Genomic DNA, 10878 nt, shown 5'->3' on the forward strand with positions numbered 1-10878 from the left:
CCTCCGGGGGCGCGCAGGCCCGCGACCAGGAGTAGGGATCGGCCAGCAGCAGCGTGCTCCCGGTCAGGGTCGCCACCCGGTCGAGCTCGGCCAGGTGACGGCGCGGCGCGGGCAGCTTGTCGATCAGATTGAGGGACGCGACACGGGTGAAAAAACTTCGCGGAAACGGCAAGGCCTGGGCATCGGCCACGAGAAATTCGACGTCCAGATTGCGCAGGCGCTCGGGCAGACTGATGTGGCGCGGTTCCTCGAGCAGGCCCTCGACGGTCAGGCCGAATTCGAGGGCGCCGGTGCGCGCCAGGCGACGCGCCAAGCGGACAAAGGGCAAGGACCGGTCGATGCCCAGAGCCGGGGCGCCGCTTGCGGCCAGCTCCAGGGTCAGGCGGCCCACCGCGCAGCCCGCATCGAGGGCCAGGCCCGGCGCTTGGTTCAACAGGGCCGCCCAGCGCCCATAGGCATCGCCCGCGTCGGTATCGTCCCAGAGGTCGGCGAAATGGCTCCACAGATAGGCGGACAAGGCCTGCGGGCGGCTGTAGGAATCCTCACCGCCCTCCCCGTCGGCTTCGGGAAGCAGCACCGCAATGCCCTGGCGGATCGGATGGACACGGCGGCAGCCCGCGCACAGGAGTTCACCCTGCGCCACCTCCTCGCCTTGCCCCTCGTGCACCTCCAGGCGCAGCGAAATCTCGCGCGGCAGACAAGCGGGGCAGATCAGGGATTGAGCCAGACGCTGGTACATGAAGGTCGCGGTGCCTCGACGGAAAAAACCGGGGGAGCGGATCTACCCGCTCCCCCGTGGGGTACCCCTAGGCGGGGCCGTGGCAGGCCGGGGCGTGACAGGCCGGTGCATGGCAAGCGGGGGCATGACAGGCCGGCGCATGGCAAGCCGGGGCGTGACAAGCCGGGGCGTGACAGGCGGGCGCATGGCAGCTTGCCGCCTGGATCGCCTGCTTCTTCTCGACATCGCGGATTTCCAGCATGGGATTCACCTCCTTTCGACCAGTCAGGGGTTGGGACCAGGGATGAGCCAGTCCAGGGACTGCAACTGCCGCACGGCCGCGCGGCAGCATGCGTGAAAGTCTTCCGCGTCGCGCCCGTCGCCGTGGCGCGGATAGAGCGCGCGGGCAATCTCCTCCACCGCTGACACACCATCGCAATGGCGCAGCAGGTCATGGGCGAAGGCATTGACCGCCGCCACATCCAGGCGCCCCGCCACCTGGCGAAACACCAGGGTGCAGGGCTGCTCGGCATAATCCGTCCGCAGCCTGCCGGCCCGCAAATCCGCGACAATGCCCGGCATATCGAAGGCAAATTCGGCCAGGGCCAGATTGCGCGCCGTGGCGGGTCGCCAGGCCGCGGCGCCGCTCACATCGGCATTGCCCGCCGCGGGCGGTCCGCCGGGGCGCGCCACTTCGATGGCGCGGGTTTCATAGGCGGCCAGGGCGTGAACATGGCGCCAGGCGGCGGGAATCTCAGCCTGCACGGCATCGACAAACCCGGCAAAGCGCGCGAAACACAGGGCGGGAGTCAGGCACGGCGCCGCCTGGTCCGTTTCCAGCCAGCGGCAAAAACGCCGAAACAGATGGCTGGGTGAGGTCTCAAGGGCCGCGCACAGAACGCGGAAGGTCTTGGGATACAGATGCACGATCAAGGGAAATTCCGCCGCGAGCCGCTGCAACTCAGTCAGCTCCATGCCGCGGCAGGGCAGATTGTAAAAGCTGCTGAACAGCCGGGGGTCGCCCGCGATCAACGCCTCGTCCCCGGCCAGGCGCCGCCCATTGCCATCGAACTCGATGCCCTGGGCGAAATAGGAATCGACCTTCCGCACCAGGGTGCTTGCGTAGCGGGCATGGAGTTCCGTGCCCGGCAGCACCGTGGGAATCTGCATGAGGGGATTGCTGTTGCCCTCGATGCCGGTTTGCAGGGCGAGCAGCAGGGTCGCGTCGATGTCGGCGCGCTCCTCCTCGGGAAAACCGATGACGAAGCTCAGGGTCGGCGTGATCCCGGCGGCGGTGGTCTCCGCCACGCGCGGCCCGAGCTTGTCCGCCTCCACCTGCTTGCGGATGAAGGCCAGGGTACGCGCCGAGCCCGAGTCGATGCCATAGCACAGCGACTCGCAACCCGCCGCGCGCATCAGGCGCAGCAACTCGTCATCCACCGTGTCTAACCGCGAGATGCAATACCAGCCCAGGCGATGCAGACCGGCGGCGATCACCCGGCGGCAGAAATCTTCAACGAACCGGCGATCGGCGGTGAATTGATCGTAGGCGAGGAGAAAACACTCGGCCCCCTGGTCGTCGCGCAGACGCGTCATCTCCTCGATCAGCCGCTCCACCGCGAAGGTGCGGCAGCGCCGCCGCCACAGGGCCGATTCGGAGCAGTACACGCATTGGTGGGGACAGCCGCGCCCCACTTCCAGGATGGCGATGGAACGCGTCAGCCCGCAGGCACGACGATAGCGCTCCAAGGCGGGCGCCAGGGAATAATCGGGCAGGGGCAGGGCATCGAGGTCGGCGAGCAGGGCGCGGTCGGGATTGTCCACCACCCGGTTTCCATCGCGCCAGCTCAGCCCCGCGACGCCTTGCGGAGCCCAGCCCCGCGCCCAGGTATCCAGCAGTTCGCGAAAGGTTTCCTCGCCCTCCCCGCGCACCACGGCATCGACCCAGGGAAAACGCTCCAGGGTTTCCCGCGCGACGAAGGAGGCGTTATGCCCACCCACCAGAATCCGCGCCGCCGGCAGCAGGCGCCGCACTTCCTGGGCGATGCGCAGGGTCGGCGGATAGGTGGTGCACTGGGCGCCGAAAGCCACCACCTCGGGGCGCGCGGCGGCGATGCGCTCGGCGCAGGCCCGATAAAGCCCCTCGCCCCAGGGCAGCTCCCCCTCGCGCAAAGCGAGAATCTGGTCCTCCACCCGCGCCTCGTGGCCCGCCCGACAGGCTACCGTGGCCAGATTGATCAAGCCCAGGGGCGGCAGGTTGTAGAGGTCGGGATGATGAAAGGGTGGAAAAACCAGCGAAACTCTCATGCATACTCCAGGTCATTCCTGCACGACGAACAAGTACCAGAAAGGATAGCAGACCTGGCGCAAATGCAACGGGGACCGCGCATTTTCCCTTCAAGCCACGGATTTCATTTGGCCATTGGCGCCATGGGGCCGCTGGTGCTAAGCTGGAAACCCCCTATAAAAGCCGGGGACACGGATCACATCCGATCACAGCGGATTATGAACAAAGGCTTGGCATAAGATGGGATTCGAAGTCTTTGGCTATTGACCCTCATCCTGAAGCGGAGAGCATCCATGAGCGAGCGTAACGCAAAAGATCTCCAATGCACCACCTGCAGTCCCCTGTGGAAAAAACAGGGCACCACCTACTGCTGGAGCGATCCGCAGGCCAAGCCGGGCATGCCGGGCTACTGCCCCTCGCAAAGCGAAGCCGAACTCATCGAGGAATCCTTTAGAAAATACACAGGAGATGACGAGGACGCGCGCCTCGCCAAGGTGGCGGCGGTGGTGGAGGGTCTGTGCTATCAGCCGGTGCCCGGCAGCGACGCGGTCAACGCACGCTGGACGCGGGTCGAGGACACCCTCGCCCTGGCGGGCCTCATGGGCTGGAAGAAAATCGGCATCGCCAGTTGCATCGGCCTGCTCGATGAAAGCGAGCGCCTCGCCGACATTCTGCGCGCCCAGGGCTTCGAGCCGCTTTCCGTCTGTTGCAAGGCAGGGAGCATCGACAAGCTCGAACTCGGCCTCAAGGAAGAAAACAAGGTGCGCCCCGGCACTTTCGAGCCGGCCTGCAACCCTATTGCCCAGGCCAGAATGCTCGATGCCGCGGGCGCGGAGATGAACATCATCGTCGGCCTGTGCGTGGGCCACGACATGCTCTTTGCCCGCCACTCCAAGGCGCCCGTCACCACCCTGGTGGCCAAGGATCGCGTCACCGGCCACAACCCGGTCGCGGTGCTCTACGGACAGAATTTCTATTACAAGCGCCTGCAAAAACAGAAGGTGCTGCCCCAGGGCCTGGGCGAGGATCAAATCACGGAGAAATAAATCGCGGCGGGAAAAGGGTCAGGAAATCTGCTTTGCCAGGGGTGACGGGCCCTGGAACCAGCGGGGATGAAAGGGTTGCAGGGCGCAGACATCCATGCCGCCCTCAAGAGGATAGGGTTGGCCTTGCAGGTGGATGTGGCGCACCACCCCCGTCACCTGCAAGCGGCCATGGCTGCCGCGCTGCTCCTGCAGGCCGCAGGTGAACGTCACCGGACAATCGGCCAGGCGCGGCACGTCGAAGGCTGAATCCTCGACAAAGGTGAATTCCCGGGGCAAGGCGGCGCCCCTGCCCCTTGCCCCCGCGCACAGGCTGCGCAGTCGGCAGAGACGATCATCCTCGGGCAAGCTCAAGGCGAATTCACCGGCCTGGGCCAGACCGGCTCGCAAACCACCCTCATCGACCAGACTGAAGCTCAGCCGCGAAGGTCGACCGCACACCACGCCCACCCACTCCACCACTTCCCAGCCTAGCCGGCCCTGGGGCTCGCGCCAGGACACCAACGCCAGGGGACAGGCCATGAGCTGGGGATACAGAGAAAACAGCGATTTCATCGACATTTCCCGCCTCCCGCCTTTCTCGAAAATATACCACAAATCGCGCAACGAACAAGGGGTGAATATGGTTTCATTCTACGAAACTAATTCTTGACACAGCCAATAAGGTTTACTAGGATTTTAATTTGCATATTACGGAGGATATAGCCGATGAAACTTTCAACCAAAAGCCGCTATGGGGTGCGGGCACTCTTTGACATGGCCTATCACGCGGGAACCCTGCCCGTGCAGATCAAGGACATCTCCCGCCGTCAGAAAATCTCTCCCCGCTACCTCGAGCAGATCTTTCAGGATCTCAAGAAGGCGGGCCTGCTCAAGAGCCGCCGCGGTCCCCAGGGCGGCTATTTTCTCGCGCGCAAGCCCGAGGACATTACCGCCAAGGAAATCATCCTCGCCGCCGAGGGCGACCTGTCCCTGGTCTCCTGCGTCAAGGAAGAAGAGGGCGAGTGCCAGGGATCCTGCGAGTTCGACAACATCTGCGTCACCCAGGGGCTTTGGGAGGAAGCGACGCGGCGGTTGCACGAATACTTCGATTCCGTGACCCTCAAGGATCTCTGCGACCGGGGCAAGGAATTGGGCCTGGAAAAGGAACTCGATCATCGCTTCATGTATTTCATCTGACCCTATGCAATTTCGACAGGAGGAATCATGCCGACCCTGATCAGCGACAATCCCCTCGGCCAGATTGGCAACACCCCGCTAGTGCGCATCTCCCGCCTGCCCGGAGCCGACAGCGCTGCCCTCTGGGGCAAGCTCGAGGCCGCCAATCCCGGCGGCAGCGTCAAGGACCGCATCGCCCTGGCCATGATCGAGAAGGCCGAGCAGGACGGCTGCATCAAGCCCGGCGACACCATTGTCGAGCCGACCAGCGGCAATACCGGCATCGGCCTGTCCCTGGTGTGCGCCGTCAAGGGTTACCGGTTGGTACTGACCATGCCCGACACCATGAGCCTGGAACGCCGCCGCCTGCTCGGCGCCTACGGCGCGGAACTCATCCTCACTCCCGGCGCCCAGGGCATGCGCGGCGCCATCGAAAAAGCCGAGGAGGTCCAGGCCGAGCGCAAGGCCTTCATGCCCCAGCAGTTCCGCAACCCGGCCAACCCGCGGGTCCATGAACAAACCACCGGGCCGGAAATTCTCAAGGCCCTCGACGGCAAGGTCGACGCCTTCGTGGCCGGGGTAGGCACCGGCGGCACCATCACCGGCGTCGGCCATGTCCTGCGCAAGCACAATCCCCAGACCCTCATCGTCGCGGTGGAACCCGCCGACTCCCCGGTGCTCTCCGGCGGCGACCCGGGCCCGCACCGCATTCAGGGCATCGGCGCGGGTTTCGTGCCCGACGTTCTCGACACCAAGGTGTTCGAGGAAATCATCACCGTGAGCAACAACGACGCCATCGCCACCGCCGTGCGCCTGGCCCGCGAGGAAGGGGTGTTCGTCGGCATCTCCTCCGGCGCCAACGTGTTTGCCGCCCTCCAGGTGGCCAAGCGCCTTGGGCCGGGCAAGAACGTCGTGACCATGCTTTGCGACACGGGCGAGCGCTATCTCTCCACGGCGATTTTCGACTAAGCGCCGCGCGAACGATTCTTCTCATGACCCTCGACGAAAAACTCTCCCGGCTCAAGGATCTCCTCCGCCCGTGCGGCAGCGCCCTGGTGGCTTTTTCCGGCGGCGTCGACTCGACCTTTCTGCTGCGCGTGGCCCGTGATGTGCTCGGCGCCGAGAACGTCATCGCCCTCACCGCCACCTCGCCCACCTACCCGCGTTACGAATTCGAGCAGAGCTGCCGCCTGGCGGCCGAGCTGGGCGTGCGACAGATCGTTGTGGAGAGCAACGAACTGGAGATCGAGGGTTTTGCCCAGAATCCTCCCGACCGCTGCTATCACTGCAAGCACGAACTCTTCAGCCTATGCCGCGACAAGGCAAAAAGCCTCGGATTCCATGTCATTTTCGACGGCAGCAATTGCGACGACCTGCAGGATCATCGCCCCGGCCGCCGCGCCGGCGCCGAGTTGCAGGTGCGCTCGCCCCTGGTGGAAGCCGGTCTGAACAAGGCCGACATCCGCGCCCTGAGCCGCGAGCTGGGCCTGGACACCTGGGACAAGCAGCCCTTCGCCTGCCTCTCCTCGCGCTTTCCCTACGGCGTGGAAATCACCGCCGCGCGCCTGGCGCAGGTCGATCGCTGCGAAACCCATCTTCGGGATTGCGGCTTTCGCACCTACCGTGTACGCTATCACGGCGACACCGCCCGCATCGAGCTGGCGGCCGACGAACTGCCGCGCCTGCTCGACGCGCCGCTGCGGGAAAAAATCGTCGCGGAATTCAAGGCGGCCGGCTTCACCTACGTGGCCCTGGATCTGCAGGGCTACCGCTCGGGCAGCATGAACGAAGTCCTGACCTGATCCTCGCCGAGGAGCTTTCATGGAACGCAAGGGCGCATTGCTGGCAACCTGTTTCTGCGCCGGACTGCTGGGCGCCCTGTGCAACAGCCTGGCCCTCGCGGCGGCGGGCTCCTGGGGCCTCATGGCCGCCGCCGGCGTCAATCTCGCGCCCGCCCTCACCCTCTCCTGGCTCTACCCGCGCCTGGTGTGGGGCGGTCTCTGGGGCCTGCTGTTCTTTTTCGCCGTCGGCGCTCCCCGTTACCGCCGCCATTGGATCCGCAAGGGCCTGTGGCTCAGCCTGCTGCCCTCGCTTTATCAACTGCTCTACGTCTTTCCCCACCTTGAGCAAAAAGGCCTGATGGGCCTGGAACTCGGACAACTCACCCCGCTGTTCGTGCTGCTGTTCAATTTTCTCTGGGGCGCCGTCACCGGCATGCTGACCCGCATTCTCTGGGGCCGGGGCTGATGCGCCAAGCCCTGCGCCTGCCCCTGGCCTTGCTGCTGCTTCTGCTGCTCGGCTCGGCGCTCAGTGCCTGCGGCGCCGAAGCCCGCGGTCGGGTGAGCTGGATTCACGACGGCGACACCCTTGAGGTCGAAGGCCTCGGGCGGGTGCGCCTGCTCGGCATCGATGCCCCCGAAGCCAAGGACTCGGCGCGCGATCGCTTCTACCAGGAGCGTTTCGGCATCGCCCCGCCACGCCTGCGCCAGACAGCTGGAGACGCCCTGCGGTTCAACATCCGCCACGCCAAGGGCCAGGTCGTCAGCCTGCGTTTCGACGGCGAGCGGCGCGACCGCCACGGCCGCCTGCTCGCCTACGTCATTCTGCCCGACGGCCGCAACCTCAACCTCCTGCTCGTCGAGGAAGGCCTGGCCGGCGTCTATCGCCGTTTCGATTTCAGCCTCAAGGATGATTTCCTGCGCGCCGAGGAGCAGGCGCGGCAACGACAAAAAGGCCTGTGGGCCAAATAACAAGGGCGCCCCGCGATGCACCGGGCGCCCTTGATGTTTGCGACTATCAGATGACCTATCGATTCCCCCCCTGTTTGACGTAGTTGAGGGTGCCCCCCGCGATCAGATGGTCGCGCTGACGATCCGAGACATCGAGCAGCGTGACGATCGTCCGCCCGTCCACCTCCACGGGAATTTCCCGCGCCCCGTCGCGTAGATGCTTCCTCACCTCGGGGAAAACCACCCGCTTGCCCTGGGCACACAGGGCGTAATCCTCGGGAGTCTTGAAGGTCAGCGGCAGGATGCCGAAGTTGCACAGGTTGGCCTTGTGGATGCGGGCGAAGCTCTTGACGATCTTGGCGCGCACGCCGAGAAAGCGCGGCGCCAGGGCGGCATGCTCGCGCGAGGAGCCCTGCCCGTAGTTGTCGCCGCCGATGACCACGGCGTTGTCCAACTGCTTGATGCGCTCGACGAACTCCGGGTCGACCAGGTGAAACACGAATTCGCTGATGGCGGCGATGTTGGAGCGCAGGGGCAGGATCTTGCTGCCCGCGGGCATGATGCCGTCGGTGGAGATATTGTCCTCGACGCGGATCGCCACCCGCGCCTCCAACGTTTCGGGCAAGGCGTCGAATTCGGGCAGCTTCATGATGTTGGGACCGCGCGCTACCTCGGTTTGCGCCAGCTCCGGGGCGGGAAAGATGATGGAGGATTCATCCACCAGGTATTTCTCCGGATCCTCGATGCGCGGATAGCTCATCTCCTTGCCGAGGTCGCGGGGATCGGTGATAACGCCCTTGAGGGCGGCCGCGGCGGCGGTTTCCGGCGAGCAGAGATAGACTTTGTCGTCCTTGGTGCCCGAGCGGCCGGGAAAATTGCGCGGGAAGGTGCGCAGGCTCACCTGCCCGGTGCCCGGTGCCTGGCCCATGCCGATGCAGCCCAGACAGCCGCTCTGGTGAATGCGCGCCCCGGCCAGCAGCAACGCCATGACGCCGCCGGCCTCGGCCACGTTTTCCAGCACCTGACGGCTGCCGGGGTTGACGTGAAAAGCCGTGTCGGGATGGCTGTGCCGCCCCTCGACGATCCTTGCCGTCACCATGAGGTCGCGATAGGAGGAATTGACGCTCGAACCGACGATCACCTGATCGACCTTGAGGCCGGCCACCTCCGCCACTGCCTTGACGTTGCCCGGCGAGGACGGGCAGGCGATGAGGGGCTCGATGGTCGCCAGGTCGATCTCGGCATGCTCGTCGTAGTCGCAGCCTGGGTCGGCGGCGAGCTCCCGCCAGGCCGCGCCGCGCCCCTGGGCTTCCAGGTACTGGCGGGTGCGCGCGTCGGAGGGGAAGATGCTGCTGGTGGCGCCCAACTCCGTGCCCATGTTGCCGATGGTTTCGCGGTCGGTGGCGGAGAGGGTCGCCACCCCCGGTCCGTAATACTCCACCACCTTGCCCACGCAACCCTTGACGTCGTAGCGACGCAGCATCTCGAGGATCAGATCCTTGGCGCTGCACCAGTCGGGCAGACGACCGGTAAGCCGCACACCCAGCACCTTGGGACAGGGAAAATAATAGGGATGTCCGGCCATGGCCAGGGCCACGTCCAGGCCGCCCGCGCCGATCGCCAGCATGGAGACGCCGGCGGCGCCCGGCGTGTGGCTGTCGGCGCCGATCATGGTCAGCCCCGGACGGCCGAAGCGCTCCATGTGCACCTGATGGGAGATGCCGTTGCCCGGACGGCTGAAGTGAATGCCGTAGCGCGCGCAGGCGGTTTGCAGGTACTTGTGATCGTCGGCGTTCTTGAAGTCGGTCTGCAGCAGATTGTGATCGACGTATTGGGCGGCCAGCTCGACCTTGACGCGCTCCAGCCCCATGGCCTCGAATTCCAGCATGGCCATGGTGCCCGTGGCGTCCTGCAGCAGGGTGTGGTCGATCTTGATGCCGATTTCCTCGCCCGGCACCAGCCGGCCGGAAACCAGATGATCGTCGAGAATCTTGCGGGTGAGATTTCTTGCCATGATAACCCCCAGTGGAAAATGATGTGGCCTGTCCATTACTTTAGCAGACAGACCGCCGGGGTCCAGGCGGGGGTCGCGACAAAACCGGGCGTCAGGATTCGCTCAGGGCCGCAGGCCCCGGCGACGCGCACGGGCGTTTGGGCAGGATGAGGGTCAACTCGCCCAGATGGCAGCGCGCCTGGACCCGCGTGCGATCCACCCTGTCGGGCAAGGCGAAGGTCCGGCAAAAAGAGCCCTGGGGACGCTCCATGCGCTGGTACTGCCGTCCCGGCAGGGTCTCGGCCGCCGGCCGGGTGCCGCGAATGACCAGGACGTCCTCGCCGCACTCCAGCTCCAGATCCTTCTCGGCGACACCGGGCAGATCCATGATCAGGACCACCGCCTCGGCGTCCTCGAACACATCCACCGGCGGGTTCCAACTCCCGGCCCTGCCCTCCTCCCCCGGCTCAAGGCTGCTGGTGCGATCGAATATCCGTACCATCAACTTCTGGATGTCCTGAAATTCCGCGAAAGGATTGGTTTTTTCTGCCGCCATCGGCGTATCTCTCCTTGGCTTCTCGGCGTTCTTAATGAAATCAGCACCTTCCCAGCCGGAGAAAGTGCTGGCCTCGGACCCGGGAAAGGATATATCATCAGGCCCTTGCAATGCCCAAATTTTGTAGAACCCGACAGGAGCTCGTCAATGGAAAAGGAGCTGTTGCAGCTTTTTCACGAACAGGGGCAGGACGATGACGCCCTGGTGGACGGGATCGCCCGCCTGGCGACGCGCAAGGGGCCCCAGGTCTACCAGAAAGCCTTACAAATCCTCGCCGGCAAGGATTTTTCTCCGGAACTGGCCCAGCAGCACTGGCAGGCGATTCTCGCCCATTGCCGCCGGCTGTTTCCCGACCAGAACCAGGGCTGCCTGCGCGCCGCCCTGGTCGACTACC

Annotated in this window: 13 protein-coding genes; 7 read left to right on the top strand and 6 right to left on the bottom strand. The window is 65.1% G+C overall.

Annotated elements, in window-relative coordinates; translation table 11 throughout:
• The 3 genes from QAT43_RS11555 to QAT43_RS11565 all read right to left on the bottom strand — a co-directional run.
• Positions 1-739, bottom strand: a 739-nt coding sequence (locus tag QAT43_RS11555) for a class I SAM-dependent methyltransferase (protein WP_305043231.1), incomplete at its 3' end; no start/stop codon positions are given.
• A gap of 67 nt (positions 740-806) precedes the next feature.
• Entirely contained in the window at positions 807-980 is a 174-nt protein-coding gene (locus QAT43_RS11560; RefSeq protein WP_305043232.1) for a hypothetical protein, read from the bottom strand.
• Positions 981-1003: 23 nt separating this feature from the next.
• Complete coding sequence (locus QAT43_RS11565) at positions 1004-3025, bottom strand: B12-binding domain-containing radical SAM protein (protein WP_305043233.1); 2022 nt, start codon at positions 3023-3025, stop codon at positions 1004-1006.
• Between the two features lie 273 nt (positions 3026-3298).
• Here QAT43_RS11565 and QAT43_RS11570 point away from each other — a divergent pair, with 273 nt between their 5' ends.
• A complete protein-coding gene (locus tag QAT43_RS11570) occupies positions 3299-4051 on the top strand; it encodes a DUF1847 domain-containing protein (RefSeq protein ID WP_305043234.1) in 753 nt (250 codons plus the stop codon).
• An 18-nt stretch (positions 4052-4069) separates the two neighbouring features.
• On the opposite strand, the gene QAT43_RS11575 is transcribed toward QAT43_RS11570, so the two are convergent.
• Positions 4070-4609: a flavin reductase family protein gene (locus QAT43_RS11575; RefSeq protein ID WP_305043235.1), complete on the bottom strand. Its 540-nt coding sequence runs from the start codon at positions 4607-4609 to the stop codon at positions 4070-4072.
• A 147-nt stretch (positions 4610-4756) separates the two neighbouring features.
• On the opposite strand from QAT43_RS11575, the gene QAT43_RS11580 reads away from it, so the two are divergent.
• Genes QAT43_RS11580 through QAT43_RS11600 form a run of 5 tightly spaced genes read left to right on the top strand, consistent with a single transcriptional unit; the run spans position 4757 to position 7956 of the window.
• Positions 4757-5227, top strand: coding sequence for an RrF2 family transcriptional regulator (locus QAT43_RS11580; RefSeq protein WP_305043236.1), 471 nt, complete (start codon positions 4757-4759; stop codon positions 5225-5227).
• 27 nt (positions 5228-5254) lie between these two features.
• Positions 5255-6175 carry a cysteine synthase A gene (gene cysK / locus QAT43_RS11585; protein ID WP_305043237.1) on the top strand — a complete coding sequence of 307 codons (921 nt, stop codon included), beginning with the start codon at positions 5255-5257 and terminating at the stop codon, positions 6173-6175.
• Between the two features lie 23 nt (positions 6176-6198).
• Positions 6199-7008, top strand: coding sequence for an ATP-dependent sacrificial sulfur transferase LarE (larE, locus tag QAT43_RS11590; protein ID WP_305043238.1), 810 nt, complete (start codon positions 6199-6201; stop codon positions 7006-7008).
• Positions 7009-7027: 19 nt separating this feature from the next.
• The gene (locus QAT43_RS11595; protein WP_305043239.1) at positions 7028-7453 is read left to right on the top strand and encodes a hypothetical protein; all 426 of its coding nucleotides are present in this window, start codon (positions 7028-7030) and stop codon (positions 7451-7453) included.
• Positions 7453-7956 carry a thermonuclease family protein gene (locus tag QAT43_RS11600; RefSeq protein ID WP_305043240.1) on the top strand — a complete coding sequence of 168 codons (504 nt, stop codon included), beginning with the start codon at positions 7453-7455 and terminating at the stop codon, positions 7954-7956. The genes QAT43_RS11595 and QAT43_RS11600 overlap by 1 nt, the downstream gene beginning before the upstream one ends.
• A gap of 55 nt (positions 7957-8011) precedes the next feature.
• Here the strand turns inward: QAT43_RS11600 and QAT43_RS11605 are convergent, their stop codons facing one another.
• Entirely contained in the window at positions 8012-9949 is a 1938-nt protein-coding gene (locus tag QAT43_RS11605) for an aconitate hydratase (protein WP_305043241.1), read from the bottom strand.
• 91 nt (positions 9950-10040) lie between these two features.
• Entirely contained in the window at positions 10041-10484 is a 444-nt protein-coding gene (locus QAT43_RS11610; RefSeq protein WP_305043242.1) for an Hsp20/alpha crystallin family protein, read from the bottom strand.
• A gap of 147 nt (positions 10485-10631) precedes the next feature.
• On the opposite strand from QAT43_RS11610, the gene QAT43_RS11615 reads away from it, so the two are divergent.
• Positions 10632-10878: hypothetical protein (locus tag QAT43_RS11615; protein WP_305043243.1), on the top strand; the 247-nt coding region annotated here is incomplete at its 3' end.

This window comes from Geoalkalibacter sp., assembly GCF_030604225.1.
Lineage (GTDB): Bacteria > Desulfobacterota > Desulfuromonadia > Desulfuromonadales > Geoalkalibacteraceae > Geoalkalibacter.

Bases quoted from the DNA above. Each gene is read 5' to 3' on its own strand.
- QAT43_RS11560 (WP_305043232.1), bottom strand. From the start codon at position 980: ATGCTGGAAATCCGCGATGTCGAGAAGAAGCAGGCGATCCAGGCGGCA.
- QAT43_RS11565 (WP_305043233.1), bottom strand. From the start codon at position 3,025: ATGAGAGTTTCGCTGGTTTTTCCACCCTTTCATCATCCCGACCTCTAC.
- QAT43_RS11570 (WP_305043234.1), top strand. From the start codon at position 3,299: ATGAGCGAGCGTAACGCAAAAGATCTCCAATGCACCACCTGCAGTCCC.
- QAT43_RS11575 (WP_305043235.1), bottom strand. From the start codon at position 4,609: ATGTCGATGAAATCGCTGTTTTCTCTGTATCCCCAGCTCATGGCCTGT.
- QAT43_RS11580 (WP_305043236.1), top strand. From the start codon at position 4,757: ATGAAACTTTCAACCAAAAGCCGCTATGGGGTGCGGGCACTCTTTGAC.
- cysK (WP_305043237.1), top strand. From the start codon at position 5,255: ATGCCGACCCTGATCAGCGACAATCCCCTCGGCCAGATTGGCAACACC.
- larE (WP_305043238.1), top strand. From the start codon at position 6,199: ATGACCCTCGACGAAAAACTCTCCCGGCTCAAGGATCTCCTCCGCCCG.
- QAT43_RS11595 (WP_305043239.1), top strand. From the start codon at position 7,028: ATGGAACGCAAGGGCGCATTGCTGGCAACCTGTTTCTGCGCCGGACTG.
- QAT43_RS11600 (WP_305043240.1), top strand. From the start codon at position 7,453: ATGCGCCAAGCCCTGCGCCTGCCCCTGGCCTTGCTGCTGCTTCTGCTG.
- QAT43_RS11605 (WP_305043241.1), bottom strand. From the start codon at position 9,949: ATGGCAAGAAATCTCACCCGCAAGATTCTCGACGATCATCTGGTTTCC.
- QAT43_RS11610 (WP_305043242.1), bottom strand. From the start codon at position 10,484: ATGGCGGCAGAAAAAACCAATCCTTTCGCGGAATTTCAGGACATCCAG.